The organism is Pseudomonas sp. PL-6 (assembly GCF_054110165.1).
This window is the reverse complement of record NZ_CM134189.1, coordinates 4,089,615-4,104,308: the sequence shown is the minus strand read 5'-3', so window position 1 is coordinate 4,104,308 and position 14,694 is coordinate 4,089,615. Positions and strand designations below refer to the sequence as shown.

Genomic DNA, 14,694 nt, shown 5'->3' with positions numbered 1-14,694 from the left:
AGCGATAGGAGTATTGGGGTGGTTTCGCGTACCGATGAAGAAGAGCTGGCGGTCATCAAGGACTGGTGGCAGCGCAACGGCAAACCCTTGCTGACCGGCGGCGTGCTGGCCCTGGTGGTGGTGTTCGGCTGGCAGGGCTGGCAGAAGTACCAGAGCAACCAGGCGCAGGGCGCCTCGCTGATCTACCAGCAACTGCTGGAGACCGCGCTGAACCCGGCTGGCGAGCCCGACGCGGCGAAGGTCGCCGAGCTGGCCGGTAAGCTCAACAACGAATATGCCGGCAGCCACTACGCGCAGTACGGCAGCCTGTTCGTCGCCAAGGTGGCGGTCGAGGCGGGCAAGCTGGACGACGCCGCGGCGGCGCTGCAGGGCGTGCTCGACAAGCCGGCCGATGCCACTCTGGGCGAACTGGCGCGGCAGCGCCTGGCCCGCGTGCTGGCCGCTCAGGACAAGGCCGAGGAGGCCCTGGCGCTGCTCGCCGGCGAAGCCGATACGGCCTTCCTGGCCAGCCGCGAAGAGCTCAGGGGCGACCTGCTGGTGCAGCTGGGGCGTACCGACGAGGCGCATGCCGCTTACCAGAAGGCCAAGGCGGCCCTGGCCGAGGACGCCGCCGTCGGTGGCCTGCAGATGAAGCTGGACGACCTGGCAAAAGGGGATGCGTGACGTGATGCGTTGGAAGAATGCCGCACTGCTGGCCCTGGCCGTACTGGCCGTGGGTTGCAGCAGCAATAGCAAGAAGGAACTGCCGCCGGCCGAACTGACCAAGTTCGACGAGGAAGTCGAACTGCGCACCGAGTGGAGCCGCTCCATTGGCGAAGGCCAGGGCGAGACCTTCAACATGCTGGTGCCGGCCATCGACGGCGAGGTGATCTACGCTGCCGACGTCGAAGGCCTGGTGATGGCCCTGGACCGCATGAGCGGCAAGGTGATCTGGCGCAAGAAACTGGACATTCCGGTATCCGGCGCGGTCGGCGCCGGCTACGGCCAGGTGCTGCTGGGCACGCTGAAGGGCGAGGTGATAGCCCTGGACGCCAGCTCCGGCGAGGAGCAGTGGCGTTCGCGGGTGACCAGCGAAGTGCTGGCCGCCCCGGCGAGCAACGGCGACGTGGTCGTGGTGCAGACCCAGGACGACCGCCTGATCGCCTTCGACGCCGATACCGGCAGCCAGCGCTGGATCTTCGAGAATACCCCGGCGGTGCTGACCCTGCGCGGCACCGGCAGCCCGCTGGTGACCAACCGCCTGGTGGTGGCCGGTCTGTCCAGCGGTAAGGTGATCGCGGTGGATGCCCAGCGTGGCCTGCCGGTGTGGGAGCAGCGCGTGGCCATTCCCCAGGGCCGTTCCGAGCTGGAGCGAGTGGTGGATATCGACGGCGGCCTGCTGCAGTCCGGCGGCACCGTCTATGCCGTGAGCTACCAGGGCCGCGTCGCCGCACTCGACCTGGAGAGCGGCCGCATACTCTGGCAGCGCGAGGCGTCCAGTTCGGTGAACGTGGCGCAGGGCTTCGGCAACGTCTACGTCAGCCTGGCCAACGGCACCGTGGAAGGCATCGACGAGCGCAGCGCCTCGGCGCTGTGGAGCAACGACGCCCTGGCCCGTCGCCAGCTGTCGGCGCCCGAGGTGTTCTCCAGCTACGTCGCGGTCGGCGACCTGGAAGGCTACCTGCACCTGCTGAGCCAGGTGGACGGCCGCTTCGTCGGTCGCGAGCGCATCGACAGCGCCGGCCTGCGCGCCCGTCCGCTGGTGGTGGGCGACTGGCTGTATGCCTTCGGTAACGGCGGCAAGCTGGTGGCGCTGACCATCAAGTGAACCGGCTATGCTGCCAGGTGATCCTGGCGGCAGCCTGAAACATTCCGGCCGCTGCCCGTGCAGCGGCCTTTGCATTTTATGAAATAACCTAGTGGAGAGCCTGATGGTTCCCGTAATAGCCCTGGTGGGCCGGCCCAATGTCGGCAAGTCCACGCTCTTCAACCGCCTGACCCGCAGCCGCGACGCCATAGTCGGCGACCTCTCCGGTCTGACCCGCGACCGCCAGTACGGCGAGGCGAAGTGGCAGGGGCGCACCTATATCGTGATCGACACCGGCGGTATCTCCGGTGACGAGGAAGGCATCGACGCGAAGATGGCCGAACAGTCGCTGCAGGCCATCGAAGAGGCCGATGCCGTGCTGTTCCTGGTGGACGCGCGCGCCGGCATGACCGCCTCCGACCAGATGATCGGCGAGCACCTGCGCCGGCGTAACAAGCAGAGCTTCCTGGTGGTGAACAAGGTCGACAACCTCGACGTCGACCTGGCCCGCGCCGAGTTCAGCCCCATGGGCCTGGGCGAGCCGCTGGCGATCGCCAGCGCCCATGGTCGCGGCATCACCCAGATGCTCGAAGCCGTGCTCGGCGCCTTCCCCAAGGATGCCGGCGAGCCGGAAGAGGGCAACGAAGAGGAAGAGGTGCAGCAAGGCCAGGAGGCCAAGCGCATTCCCGGGCCGAGCGAGAAGGACGGCATCAAGCTGGCCATCATCGGCCGGCCCAACGTCGGCAAGTCGACCCTGGTCAACCGCATGCTCGGCGAAGAGCGGGTCATCGTCTACGACCAGGCCGGCACCACGCGCGACAGCATCTATATCCCCTTCGAGCGCGACGACGAGAAGTACACCCTGATCGACACCGCCGGCGTGCGCCGCCGCGGCAAGATCTTCGAGGCGGTGGAAAAGTTCTCGGTGGTCAAGACGCTGCAGGCGATTCAGGACTCCAACGTGGTGGTGTTCGTCATGGACGCCCGCGAAGGGGTGGTCGACCACGACCTCAACCTGCTCGGCTTCGTCCTGGAAAGCGGCCGCGCGCTGGTCATCGCCCTGAACAAGTGGGACGGCATGGACCAGGGGCAGAAGGATTACGTCAAGACCGAGCTGGAGCGCCGGCTGTTCTTCGTCGACTTCGCCGATATCCACTTCATCTCGGCGCTGCACGGCACCGGCGTCGGCCACCTGTACAAGTCGGTGCAGGCCTCGTTCCAGTCGGCCATCGCCCGCTGGCCGACCAGCCGCCTGACGCAGATTCTCGAGGATGCCGTCAGCGACCATGCGCCGCCCCTGGTCAACGGCCGCCGCATCAAGCTGCGCTATGCCCACCTCGGCGGCGCCAACCCGCCGCTGATCGTGATCCACGGCAACCAGGTCGACGCGGTGCCGCGCGCCTATACCCGTTACCTAGAGAACACCTACCGCCGCGTGCTCAAGCTGGTCGGCACGCCGATCCGCATCGAGTACAAGGGCGGCGAAAACCCCTACGAGGGCAACAAGAACACCCTCACCGACCGTCAGGTGAACAAGAAGCGCCGCCTGATGAGCCACCACAAGAAGGCCGAGAAGAAGCGCAAGGACAAGCGCAAGTAAGCGCCGCCGCCCTGCCCGCCGCCGCCTTGGCGGCGGGCAGGGCATAAGCTTCTTCCCGCTTTTCATAAGCCCTGCTGCTGCCCTTGGCAGCGGGCATCGGCTATCCTCGCGGCTTGCTCAAGCCCCCGCAGGAAGTCGCGATGCTCGTCAGCAAACTGCCCAACGTCGGCACCACCATCTTCACCCGCATGTCCCAGCTCGCCGCGGACGTCGGCGCGCTCAACCTGTCCCAGGGCTTTCCCGACTTCGACGGCCCGCAGGCGCTGCGCGAGGCGGTGGCGCGCCATGTGCTGGAGGGGCGCAACCAGTACTGCCCGATGACCGGCCTGCCGGCGCTGCGTCAGCAGGTGGCGGCCAAGATCGCCCGCAGCTACGGCGTGCAGCGCGATGCCGACAGCGAGATCACCATCACCCCCGGCGCCACCGAGGCGATCTTCTGCGCGGTGCAGGCGCTGATCCATCCGGGCGACGAGGCCATCGTCCTCGACCCCTGTTACGACAGCTACGAGCCCTCGGTGGAGCTGGCCGGCGGGCGCTGCGTGCACGTGCCGCTGGCGCTACCGGACTTCGCCGTGGACTGGCAGCGCCTGGCCGATGCCATCACCCCGCGCACCCGGCTGATCTTCCTCAACTCGCCGCACAATCCCAGCGGCGCGCTGCTCACCCGCGCCGACCTGGACCGCCTGGCCGCACTGATCCGCGGCCGCGACATCCATATCGTCAGCGACGAGGTCTACGAGCACCTGATCTACGACGGCGTGCGCCATGCCAGCGTGCTGGCCCATGAAGAACTGTACGCGCGCGCCTTCGTGGTCAGCTCCTTCGGCAAGACCTACCACGTCACCGGCTGGAAGACCGGCTACGTGGTGGCGCCGCCGGCGCTCACCGCCGAACTGCGCAAGATCCACCAGTACGTGAACTTCTGCGGGGTGACCCCGCTGCAGCACGCGCTGGCCGACTTTATGGCCGCCTGCCCCGAGCATGTCGAGCAGTTGCCGGCCTTCTACCAGGCCAAGCGCGACCTGTTCTGCGACCTGCTGGCCGGTTCGCGCTTCAGCTTCCGCCGCGCCCCCGGCACCTATTTCCAGCTGGTCGACTACTCGGCGATTCGCCCCGAGCTTGACGACGTGGCCATGGCCGAATGGCTGACCCGCGAGCACGGCGTGGCGGCGATTCCGGTATCGGTGTTCTACCAGAGCCCGCCGGCGGACCTGCGTCTGGTGCGCTTCTGCTTCGCCAAGCGCGAGGACACCCTGCGCCAGGCCGCGGAAAAGCTCTGCGCGGTCTAGGCGGGCATAGGGTGGGCATGGCCAAGCCTGGTCCACCTGGCAATTGCAATGGCGGACAAGCCTTCGGGGCATCCGCCCCCACGGCTATCGAGGCCTTGAGATGAACGACAAACCCGATCTCGCACTGGCGCTGGTCCAGACCCGCCTGGCCTGGCACGACCCGGCCGCCAACCGCGCGCACTTCCAGGCGCTGCTGGCGCAGGCGCGCGGCGCCGACCTGGTGATACTGCCGGAGATGTTCTCCACCGGCTTTTCCATGGAGTCCGCCGCCCTGGCCGAACCCGAGGATGGCCCGACCACCAGCTGGCTGCGCGAACAGGCGCGTGCCCTCGGCGCGACGATCTGCGGCAGCCTGATCATCCAGGCCGCCGACGGCAGCTACCGCAACCGCCTGCTCTGGGCACGCCCGGACGGTTCGCTGGCGCACTACGACAAGCGCCACCTGTTCCGCATGGCCGGCGAACACAAGCATTACGCCGCCGGCACCGAGCAGGTGCTGCTGGAGCTCAAGGGCTGGCGGGTGCGTCCGCTGATCTGTTACGACCTGCGCTTTCCGGTGTGGAGCCGCGATGCCGGCGGCACCGACCTGCTGCTCTACACCGCCAACTGGCCGGCGGCGCGGCGCCTGCACTGGAACCGCCTGCTGCCGGCGCGGGCCATCGAGAACCTGTGCTACGTCGCGGCGGTCAACCGCATCGGCGAGGATGGCAAGGGCCATGCCTATGCCGGCGACTCGCAGGTGCTGGATTTTCAGGGCGAGCCGCTGCTGGCGGCCGAGGCCGGCGACGGGGTGTGTCGCGTGACCCTCAGTGCCGGCGAACTGGCCGCCTACCGCGAACGCTTCCCGGCCCATCTGGATGCCGACGATTTCGAACTCAAGTAGCCCGGATGCAATCCGGGAGCAGTGTGATGACGTCCAGTGCCGCCCCGGATTGCATCTGGACTACTGGTAAGAAAAAACGCCGGGCAGTGCCCGGCGTTGTTCGTCTTGCTTCTGGCTCGATCAGGCCGCCTGCGCCTCGGCCTGGCTCAGGGCGCGGTTCAGCGCGCTGAACAGGGCGCGGAAGCTGGCCGTGGTCAGGTTCTCGTCGATGCCGATGCCGTGCAGGGCGCGGCCGCCATTGACGCGCAGCTCGATATAGGCCGCGGCCTTGGCATTGGTGCCGGCGCCGATGGCGTGCTCGCTGTAGTCCATGATCTCCACGGCCACCGGCAGGCCGGCCACCAGGGCCTCCAGCGGGCCCTTGCCGATGCCGCGCCAGTGCTGGCTTTCGCCGGCGCTGAGCACTTCCACGTCGACCGCGCTGGTGCCGTTCTCTTCCTGCAGACGGTGGCCTTTCAGGGCGTAGGGCGCGCTGGCTTGCAGGTACTCGGACTCCAGCAGCTGGTAGATCTGCGCCGCGGTCATTTCCAGGCCGAGGCGATCGGTTTCGCGCTGCACCACCTGGCTGAACTCGATCTGCATGCGCCGCGGCAGGTTGATGCCGTATTCCTGTTCGAGCAGGAAGGCGATGCCGCCCTTGCCGGACTGGCTGTTGACCCGGATCACCGCCTCGTAGTCGCGGCCGATATCGGCCGGGTCGATCGGCAGGTAGGGCACTTCCCACACCGCATCGGCCTGCTGCTGGGCGAAGCCCTTGCGGATCGCGTCCTGGTGCGAGCCGGAGAAGGCGGTGTGCACCAGGTCGCCGGCGTAGGGGTGGCGCGGGTGCACCGGAATCTGGTTGCAGTCCTCGACCACCTTGCGCACCGCGTCGATGTCGGAGAAGTCCAGCTGCGGGTCGACGCCCTGGGTGTAGAGGTTCAGCGCCAGGGTCACCAGGCAGACGTTGCCGGTGCGCTCGCCGTTGCCGAACAGGCAGCCCTCGACGCGGTCGGCGCCGGCCATCACCGCCAGCTCCGAGGCCGCGACGCCGGTGCCGCGGTCATTGTGGGTGTGCACGCTGATCAGCACGCTGTCGCGGCGGTCGATATGGCGGCCGAACCATTCGATCTGGTCGGCGTAGTTGTTCGGCGTGGCGCACTCGACGGTGGCCGGCAGGTTGAGGATCAGCTTGCTGGCCGGGGTCGGCTGGAACACCGCGATCACCGCGTTGCATACCTCGACGGCGAAATCGGTCTCGGTCGAGCTGAACACCTCGGGCGAATACTCGAAGCCCCACTGCGTCTCCGGCTGCGCGGCAGCCAGGCGCTTGATGGTCTGGCCGGCGGCCACGGCGATGGCCTTGACCCCGGCCTTGTCCTGGTTGAAGACGATCTTGCGGAAGCTCGGCGCGCAGGCGTTGTAGTAGTGGACGATGGCGCGCTTGGCGCCCTTGAGCGACTCGAAGGTGCGTTCGATAAGGTCGTCGCGCGCCTGGGTCAGCACCTGGATGGTGACGTCGTCGGGAATATGGCCGCCCTCAATGAGTTCCCGCACGAAGTCGAAGTCGGTCTGCGAGGCGGAGGGGAAGCCCACTTCGATTTCCTTCAGGCCCACGCCCACCAGGCACTTGAAGAAGCGCATCTTCTTCTCGGCATCCATCGGCTCGATCAGCGACTGGTTGCCGTCGCGCAGGTCGGTGGACAGCCAGATCGGCGCGCGGTCGATGATCCTGTCCGGCCAGGTGCGGTCGGGCAACTGGATCTGGGTGAAGGGACGGTACTTCTGCGACGGGTCTTTGAGCATGGTCATGGCGAAATCCTTGGAGCGGCAGCGAAAGGGGGGGGCGGCGAGCGGATTCAGCCACGCAGTCGCGGGCTGACCAGACGCAGGCAGGCGTGCTGTCGCTGGAGAATGAGGGTATGGGCGTCGTTCATGAGGCCAACCCTAATGCGCGAGGGTAAAGATGGCAAGCTGGCTGTAAAAAACGCCGTTTCGTTGCGTATGGAATTGGATGGCGAGATTTTATTGCCAATATCTGGCGTTATCGCGTGAGGTATTGCCTGGCGCGATGTCCGGCAGGCCGAGGCTGCGCGGCGGCCCCATCAGGCGTAGTCTGGTAACTGGCCTGGGGCTTGGTTGCGCCGAACGCGACGGCCCCGCGAGAATCCGGCGGCTCGGCCGGGAGGAGGCATGTCATGGTCAGATTCAGCGCACTCATCGCCTTGTCCCTTGCCCTGGCGCTCGGCGCCTGTACGCAGCGGCCGGCGCCGGAAGCGCTGCCGCTGGACGAACGCCTGCAGCAGCTCGGCTATCGCCAGGGCGAGTCGCTGCGCAGCGTGTTGCGCCACGACCTCGACGGCTGGCAGTACCTGGACAAGCAGCACCTGCTGTTCGGCCGCGGCCCGGGGCGGGCCTACCTGGTGAGTTTCACCCGGCCCTGCAACAACCTGAACTTCTCCAGCCTGCTCAGCTACCGCACCACCCTCGGCATGCTGACTCCGCTGGATCACATCCTGGTGCATGACCAGGGCGGCTTTGCCGAGCCCTGCCTGATCGACGAGATTCATGCCCTGGAGCGGATCGCCCGGCATTAGCAGGCTGTTGAAAAACTACCTGCGTTGGCAATCCAGCGTTAAAAACGGCCTCGCGTGCGAGCCCAGTCAAAATGCTCATTTACAGCTCGTAAACTCCGCTTTTGATTCGCTGCGCTCACCCCTTCGGGGCCAGCCTACGGCTGTTACTGCGCTACGCTGCGTGTCGGCCGTTTTTGCCTTGTCTTGCCTGCCTCGCCTACGTTTTTCAACGGCCTGCTCGCGCCGATCAGGGGGTGAAGGCGCCGATAAAGATCGCCGGGTCGACCCGTGCGTCGTTGAGGCTGACGTTCCAGTGCAGGTGCGGCCCGGTGGCGCGGCCGGTGGCGCCGACCTTGCCGATATGGCCGCCGCGGGCGATCTCCTCGCCGAGCTTCACGTCGACCTCCGACAGGTGGCAGAACATGCTGATCAGACCCTGGCCGTGGTCGAGGAACACCGTCTTGCCGTTGAAGAAGTAGTCGCCGATCAGGATCACCTCGCCGGCCGCCGGCGCCTTGATCGACGTGCCGCGATTGGCGGCGAAATCCAGGCCCGAGTGCGGGTTGCGCTCCTCGCCGTTGAAGAAGCGGCGCAGGCCGAAGGGGCTGGACAACGGGCCGTTGACCGGCCGGTCGAACAGCAGGTTGCTCGGCTGGCGCGCGCTGAAGCGCTGGTAGGCGCGGGTCTGCTCGGCCAGTTCGCGCTCGATGCGTTTGAGATTCTCGGCGTTGGGGCTGACCTGCTGTTGGTTCTTGATGTTGATGCGCTGTTCGCGATAGTGCTTGGCGCCGACCTGGAAGCTGTGTGGCCGGCCATCGACTGCCAGCTGCTGGGCGCCGGGTTTGACCGTCAGCGGGATGCCGACTATGGCGATCCAGCGCTGGCCGTCCTCGCGGATGGTCAGCACCGGCTTGTCCTGGTAGCGCACCTTTGGCGCGCTGGCGGCGTCGCCGAGATCGAGCACGGCGACGCCGCCGGGCACCGGCTTGTTCAGCAGGCGGGTGATAAAGCCTTCGGCCTGAGCGGGCAGGGCGAAGGCGGTGCACAGAAGGAACGCGATCAGGCGCATGCGGCTATCCCTGGGGTGGATCGGCGCGCGTCGCTTATCCACCCGGCAAAAGGTCAATCGAGCAGCGACAGCGTCGCCGGTTGAATATGGTTATCCTCGACCCGCACATCCAGTTCGCCCTCGCCCAGGCGGGCCTTGAGGCGTTGCCCCGGGCGGGTCTGGGCGGCACGGCGCACGGCCTGGCCGCGTTCGTCGAGGAGGATGCTGTAGCCGCGGCCGAGGGTGGCCAGCGGGCTGACGATCTGCAGTTGCGCAGCCAGCGCGCCCAGTTGCTGGCGCTGGCTGCGCAGCTGGCCCTGCATGGCGCGCGGCAGGCGCGCGGCCAGGCCATCCAGGCGCTGGCGCAGCAGGGCCAGGTTGCGCCCCGGATGCTGGGCGGCGAGACGGGCGTCGAGGCGCGCCAGGCGTTCGCGCTGGTTGATGAGCTGTTGGTTGAAGGCGCGGCGCAGGCGCATATCCAGATCGTCCAGGCGCTGGGCCTGCTGGCGCAGACGCTCGCCGGGATGACGCAGACGCCGGCTCACGCCCTCCAGGCGCAGCCGTTCGCGGGCCAGGCGCCCCTGCATGTGCAGCACCAGGCGGCGCTGCAGGTTGTGCAGACGCTGCACCAGCTCGCTGCTGTCGGGGGCCAGCAGCTCGGCGGCGGCCGACGGCGTCGGCGCGCGCACGTCGGCGACGAAGTCGGCGATGGACACGTCGGTCTCGTGGCCCACGGCGCTGACGATGGGCGTCACGCAGGCGGCCACGGCGCGGGCCACGGCTTCCTCGTTGAAGCACCACAGGTCCTCCAGCGAGCCGCCGCCGCGGGCCAGGATCAGTGCGTCGAAGCCCTGCGCGTCGGCCAGCTGCAGGGCGCGGACGATCTGCGCGGTGGCCTCACGGCCCTGCACCGCGGTGGGAATCAGGTTCAGCTGCACCTGCGGCGCGCGGCGGCGGAACACGCTGATGATGTCGCGGATCACCGCGCCGGTGGGCGAGGTGACGATGCCGATACGCTTGGGATGGGCGGGCAGGGCGAGCTTGCGCTCGGTGGCGAACAGCCCTTCGGCGGACAGCTTTTCCTTGAGCGCTTCGAAGGCCAGGCGCAGGGCGCCGTCGCCGGCCGGCTCGACCGCATCGAGAATCAGCTGGTAGTCGCCGCGGCCCTCGAACAGCGAGACCTTGCCGCGTACCTTCACCGCCAGACCATCGCGCAGCGCCTGGCGTACCCGCGCGGCGTTCTGCCGGAACAGCGCGCAGCGCACCTGGGCCTGGCTATCTTTGAGGGTGAAGTAGATATGCCCGGAGGCCGGCCGCGCCAGGTTGGAGATTTCCCCCTCGACCCAGATGCTGGCGAACACGTCTTCCAGCAGCAGGCGGGCGCGGTTGTTCAGTTGGCTGACGCTGAGCACCTCGCGGTCGAGGTTCAGGCGGGCAAAGGGATCGTTGATCATGGGGCGGCATGATAAAGGCTTTGGCGTCGCGGCCATAGTTGACCGCTACACCACTACCGCTAAGCTGCGCGACTTTTCTTCGTATGGAGCACGCCATGGGCGAGAACCAGGCCATCATCGTGCCGCAGATCTCCAGCCTGCCGGGCAACGAGGCGTTGGCCGCGCGCCTGCTGCGCTGGCTGGCGCAGCGCGAGATCGTCCAGGCGCATGTCAGCACCTGCGGGCGCAGCGGCAATCGCATGGCCTTCGCCATCGCCGCGGGTGCACGGCGGGTGGTCGAGCGCCCAGAGCTGCTGCCGTTCGGCCGGCCAATCAACGGCCTGGAACTGGTGACCAAGCGCTGCATCTACACCCCGACCCAGGGCTTTCGCGAAGAAGCCGGCTGCCCCGAGTGCCGCCAGGAGATCGGCCCGCCGCTGTTCGACAGCCTGGAACGCTGGTGGCCGGGGGAGACCGACAACTTCGCCTGCCCCGAATGCGGCTTTGAGGACGATATCAACGGCTTCCTGTTCCTGCAGCCCTGCGGCTTCTCCGACCTGGGCCTGGTGTTCAACAACTGGGCGGATGCCGGCTTTCGCCAGGACTTTCTCGACGAACTGGCCGAGCGCATCGGCTTCGCCGTGCGCCTGGTGCGGGTCGACTGCTGAGGGCGGATTGGCCGAGGTCGGATAGGGCAGGGCGTCTGCCCACTGACCGGTCGGCCGTTTTCTGGCCGCACCTGCCACACTTTGCATTGAGCGGGCGGGGGTGGCTGGGTATAATGCCGCGCTTCTTATTTTCCCGCCCGGGAGCCCGCCATGCTGCGCATCAGCCAAGAAGCACTCACTTTCGACGACGTCCTGCTCATCCCCGGTTATTCCGAGGTGTTGCCCAAGGACGTCAGCCTGAAGACCCGCCTGACCCGCGGCATCGAACTGAATATCCCGCTGCTGTCCGCCGCCATGGACACCGTCACCGAGGCGCGCCTGGCCATCGCCATGGCCCAGGAAGGCGGCATCGGCATCATCCACAAGAACATGACCATCGAGCAGCAGGCCGCCGAGGTGCGCAAGGTCAAGAAGTTCGAGGCCGGCGTGGTCAAGGACCCGATCACCATCGAGGCCGACGCCACCGTGCGCGACCTGTTCGAGCTGACCCGGCAGAACAACATCTCCGGCGTGCCGGTGCTCTCCAACGGTGACCTGGTGGGCATCGTCACCTCCCGCGACGTGCGCTTCGAGAACCGCCTGGACGCCCTGGTGCGCGAGGTGATGACGCCGAAAGAGCGTCTGGTCACCGTCAAGGAAGGCGCCGCCAAGGAAACCGTGCGCGAGCTGCTGCACAAGCACCGCATCGAGAAGGTGCTGATCGTCGACGACGCCTTCACCCTCAAGGGCATGATGACCGTCAAGGACATCGAGAAGGCCAAGGCCTACCCGCTGGCGAGCAAGGACGACCAGGGTCGCCTGCGCGTCGGCGCCGCCGTCGGCACCGGGGCCGATACCGGCGACCGCGTCGCCGCGCTGGTCAACGCCGGCGTCGACGTGATCATCGTCGACACCGCCCACGGCCACTCCAAGGGCGTGATCGACCGCGTGCGCTGGGTCAAGCAGACCTTCCCGGAAGTCCAGGTGATCGGCGGCAATATCGCCACCGGCGATGCCGCCAAGGCCCTGGTCGAAGCCGGCGCCGACGGCGTCAAGGTCGGCATCGGTCCGGGCTCGATCTGCACCACCCGTATCGTCGCCGGCGTCGGCGTGCCGCAGATCAGTGCCGTGGCCAACGTCGCCGCCGCCCTGGCCGGTAGCGGCGTACCGCTGATCGCCGACGGCGGCATCCGCTTCTCCGGCGACCTGTCCAAGGCCATAGTCGCCGGCGCTTCCGCGGTGATGATCGGCTCCATGCTGGCCGGTACCGAAGAAGCCCCGGGCGAAGTCGAACTGTTCCAGGGCCGTTCCTACAAGGCCTACCGCGGCATGGGCTCGCTGGGCGCCATGGCGCAGGCGCAGGGCTCCTCGGATCGCTACTTCCAGGACTCCTCGGCCGGTGCCGAGAAGCTGGTGCCGGAAGGCATCGAAGGCCGCGTGCCGTACAAGGGCGCCATGGCCGCCATCGTCCATCAGCTGATGGGCGGTCTGCGCGCCTCCATGGGTTACACCGGCTGCGCCACCATCGAAGAGATGCGCACCAAGCCGGAGTTCGTGCGCATCACCGGCGCCGGCATGGCCGAGTCGCACGTGCACGACGTGCAGATCACCAAGGAAGCCCCGAACTATCGGGTCGGTTGATTCGCCGCAATGCTATGAATAACGGGGCTGTTCGATCAGCCCCGTGTCATTTGTGAATACCTACGAGAGACGGCCATGGCCCACGACATTCACGCCCACCGCATCCTGATTCTGGACTTCGGTTCCCAGTACACCCAACTGATCGCCCGCCGCGTGCGCGAGATCGGCGTCTATTGCGAACTGCACCCCTGGGACATGAGCGACGAGGACATCCGCGCCTTCGCCCCGCGCGGCATCATCCTCGCCGGTGGCCCGGAGTCGGTGCACGAGGAGGGTAGCCCGCGCGCGCCGCAAGCCGTGTTCGACCTCGGCGTGCCGTTGCTGGGCATCTGCTACGGCATGCAGACCATGGCCGAGCAGCTCGGCGGCAAGGTGGAAGGTTCCGACCTGCGCGAGTTCGGCTACGCCCGCGTCGACGTGGTCGGCAAGAGCCAGCTGCTCGAAGGCATCGAGGACCATGTCGACGCCGACGGCGTGCTCGGCCTCGACGTGTGGATGAGCCACGGCGACAAGGTCACCCGCATGCCCGAGGGCTTCCATATCCTCGCCAGCACCCCGAGCTGCCCGATCGCCGCCATGAGCGACGACGCCCGTCACTACTACGGCGTGCAGTTCCACCCGGAAGTGACCCACACCAAGCAGGGCGGCCGCATCCTCTCGCGCTTCGTCCTGGAGATCAGCGGCTGCGAGGCCCTGTGGACCCCGGCCAATATCGTCGACGACGCCGTTGCCGCGGTGCGTGCCCAGGTCGGCGACGCCAACGTGCTGCTCGGCCTGTCCGGCGGCGTAGACTCCTCGGTGGTCGCCGCCCTGCTGCACAAGGCCATCGGCGACCAGCTGACCTGCGTGTTCGTCGACAACGGCCTGCTGCGCCTGCACGAAGGCGAGCAGGTGATGGCCATGTTCGCCGAGAACATGGGGGTCAAGGTGATCCGCGCCAACGCCGAAGAGCAGTTCCTCAACAACCTGGCCGGCGAGGCTGACCCGGAGAAGAAGCGCAAGATCATCGGCCGCACCTTCATCGACGTGTTCGATGCCGAGGCCAGCAAGCTTCCCAACATCCAGTTCCTCGCCCAAGGCACCATCTACCCGGACGTGATCGAGTCGGCCGGCGCCAAGAGCGGCAAGGCCCACGTGATCAAGAGCCACCACAACGTCGGCGGCCTGCCGGAGGAGATGAACCTCAAGCTGGTCGAGCCGCTGCGTGAACTGTTCAAGGATGAGGTGCGCAAGATCGGCCTGGAGCTGGGCCTGCCCTACGACATGGTCTACCGCCACCCCTTCCCGGGCCCGGGCCTGGGCGTGCGCATCCTTGGCGAAGTGAAGAAGGAATACGCCGACCTGCTGCGCCGCGCCGACCACATCTTCATCGAAGAGCTGCGCAAGGCCGACTGGTACCACAAGACCAGCCAGGCCTTCGTGGTGTTCCAGCCGGTGAAATCGGTCGGCGTGGTCGGCGACGGCCGTCGCTACGCCTGGGTCGTCGCCCTGCGCGCCGTGGAAACCGTGGACTTCATGACCGCTCGCTGGGCGCACCTGCCCTACGAACTGCTGGAAACCGTCAGCGGCCGCATCATCAACGAAATCGAAGGCATCTCTCGCGTCACCTACGATGTGTCGAGCAAGCCGCCTGCCACCATCGAGTGGGAGTGATGTCGGGTCCTTCTGGACTCATTGAGATGTATCGATAGCCAATTGCAACGTGTTGATTTAAAAGAAAATTCATTGCAATGGTTATCGAGGCCTATCGCCGATTAGCAGAATGGATTGGCGGTAGCGGGGACGGTAGTAAACAGCGATCGGATTGAGACC

General features: G+C 67.0%; 12 protein-coding genes. 9 read left to right on the top strand and 3 right to left on the bottom strand.

Annotated elements, in window-relative coordinates:
- The first annotated feature begins 18 nt into the window (after positions 1–18).
- The 5 genes from ACW9UL_RS17725 to ACW9UL_RS17705 all read left to right on the top strand — a co-directional run bounded on the left by ACW9UL_RS17725 (position 19) and on the right by ACW9UL_RS17705 (position 5,558).
- A complete protein-coding gene (locus ACW9UL_RS17725; RefSeq protein ID WP_178082559.1) occupies positions 19–663 on the top strand; it encodes a tetratricopeptide repeat protein in 645 nt (214 codons plus the stop codon).
- Positions 656–1,807: an outer membrane protein assembly factor BamB gene (bamB, locus tag ACW9UL_RS17720; protein ID WP_122108825.1), complete on the top strand. Its 1,152-nt coding sequence runs from the start codon at positions 656–658 to the stop codon at positions 1,805–1,807. Before ACW9UL_RS17725 ends, bamB begins: the two co-directional genes overlap by 8 nt.
- Positions 1,808–1,910: 103 nt before the next feature.
- Positions 1,911–3,386, top strand: coding sequence for a ribosome biogenesis GTPase Der (der, locus tag ACW9UL_RS17715; protein WP_457787820.1), 1,476 nt, complete (start codon positions 1,911–1,913; stop codon positions 3,384–3,386).
- A 140-nt stretch (positions 3,387–3,526) separates the two neighbouring features.
- Complete coding sequence (locus ACW9UL_RS17710) at positions 3,527–4,675, top strand: pyridoxal phosphate-dependent aminotransferase (protein ID WP_457787819.1); 1,149 nt, start codon at positions 3,527–3,529, stop codon at positions 4,673–4,675.
- 100 nt (positions 4,676–4,775) lie between these two features.
- Positions 4,776–5,558 carry an amidohydrolase gene (locus ACW9UL_RS17705; protein ID WP_457787818.1) on the top strand — a complete coding sequence of 261 codons (783 nt, stop codon included), beginning with the start codon at positions 4,776–4,778 and terminating at the stop codon, positions 5,556–5,558.
- Between the two features lie 120 nt (positions 5,559–5,678).
- Here the strand turns inward: ACW9UL_RS17705 and leuA are convergent, their stop codons facing one another.
- Entirely contained in the window at positions 5,679–7,349 is a 1,671-nt protein-coding gene (leuA, locus tag ACW9UL_RS17700; RefSeq protein WP_457787817.1) for a 2-isopropylmalate synthase, read from the bottom strand.
- Positions 7,350–7,735: 386 nt separating this feature from the next.
- On the opposite strand from leuA, the gene ACW9UL_RS17695 reads away from it, so the two are divergent.
- Positions 7,736–8,134: a DUF6491 family protein gene (locus ACW9UL_RS17695; protein WP_457787816.1), complete on the top strand. Its 399-nt coding sequence runs from the start codon at positions 7,736–7,738 to the stop codon at positions 8,132–8,134.
- A 226-nt stretch (positions 8,135–8,360) separates the two neighbouring features.
- On the opposite strand, the gene ACW9UL_RS17690 is transcribed toward ACW9UL_RS17695, so the two are convergent.
- Both ACW9UL_RS17690 and xseA read right to left on the bottom strand, forming a co-directional pair.
- Positions 8,361–9,182: a M23 family metallopeptidase gene (locus tag ACW9UL_RS17690; RefSeq protein ID WP_457787815.1), complete on the bottom strand. Its 822-nt coding sequence runs from the start codon at positions 9,180–9,182 to the stop codon at positions 8,361–8,363.
- A 53-nt stretch (positions 9,183–9,235) separates the two neighbouring features.
- The gene (gene xseA, locus ACW9UL_RS17685; protein WP_397487981.1) at positions 9,236–10,615 is read right to left on the bottom strand and encodes an exodeoxyribonuclease VII large subunit; all 1,380 of its coding nucleotides are present in this window, start codon (positions 10,613–10,615) and stop codon (positions 9,236–9,238) included.
- 95 nt (positions 10,616–10,710) lie between these two features.
- Here xseA and ACW9UL_RS17680 point away from each other — a divergent pair, with 95 nt between their 5' ends.
- The 3 genes from ACW9UL_RS17680 to guaA all read left to right on the top strand — a co-directional run bounded on the left by ACW9UL_RS17680 (position 10,711) and on the right by guaA (position 14,535).
- On the top strand, positions 10,711–11,262 hold the full coding sequence (locus ACW9UL_RS17680) for a sugar ABC transporter ATPase (protein WP_457787814.1): 552 nt from the start codon (positions 10,711–10,713) through the stop codon (positions 11,260–11,262).
- A 150-nt stretch (positions 11,263–11,412) separates the two neighbouring features.
- Positions 11,413–12,882 (top strand): IMP dehydrogenase, encoded by a 1,470-nt coding sequence (guaB, locus tag ACW9UL_RS17675; protein WP_021444550.1) that lies wholly within the window; start codon positions 11,413–11,415, stop codon positions 12,880–12,882.
- 75 nt (positions 12,883–12,957) lie between these two features.
- Positions 12,958–14,535 carry a glutamine-hydrolyzing GMP synthase gene (gene guaA / locus ACW9UL_RS17670; RefSeq protein ID WP_021444549.1) on the top strand — a complete coding sequence of 526 codons (1,578 nt, stop codon included), beginning with the start codon at positions 12,958–12,960 and terminating at the stop codon, positions 14,533–14,535.
- Positions 14,536–14,694: the final 159 nt, after the last annotated feature.

Coding starts and splice junctions, on each gene's coding strand:
- bamB (WP_122108825.1), top strand. CDS start 656: ATGCGTGACGTGATGCGTTGGAAGAATGCCGCACTGCTGGCCCTGGCC.
- der (WP_457787820.1), top strand. CDS start 1,911: ATGGTTCCCGTAATAGCCCTGGTGGGCCGGCCCAATGTCGGCAAGTCC.
- ACW9UL_RS17710 (WP_457787819.1), top strand. CDS start 3,527: ATGCTCGTCAGCAAACTGCCCAACGTCGGCACCACCATCTTCACCCGC.
- ACW9UL_RS17705 (WP_457787818.1), top strand. CDS start 4,776: ATGAACGACAAACCCGATCTCGCACTGGCGCTGGTCCAGACCCGCCTG.
- leuA (WP_457787817.1), bottom strand. CDS start 7,349: ATGACCATGCTCAAAGACCCGTCGCAGAAGTACCGTCCCTTCACCCAG.
- ACW9UL_RS17695 (WP_457787816.1), top strand. CDS start 7,736: ATGGTCAGATTCAGCGCACTCATCGCCTTGTCCCTTGCCCTGGCGCTC.
- ACW9UL_RS17690 (WP_457787815.1), bottom strand. CDS start 9,182: ATGCGCCTGATCGCGTTCCTTCTGTGCACCGCCTTCGCCCTGCCCGCT.
- xseA (WP_397487981.1), bottom strand. CDS start 10,615: ATGATCAACGATCCCTTTGCCCGCCTGAACCTCGACCGCGAGGTGCTC.
- ACW9UL_RS17680 (WP_457787814.1), top strand. CDS start 10,711: ATGGGCGAGAACCAGGCCATCATCGTGCCGCAGATCTCCAGCCTGCCG.
- guaB (WP_021444550.1), top strand. CDS start 11,413: ATGCTGCGCATCAGCCAAGAAGCACTCACTTTCGACGACGTCCTGCTC.
- guaA (WP_021444549.1), top strand. CDS start 12,958: ATGGCCCACGACATTCACGCCCACCGCATCCTGATTCTGGACTTCGGT.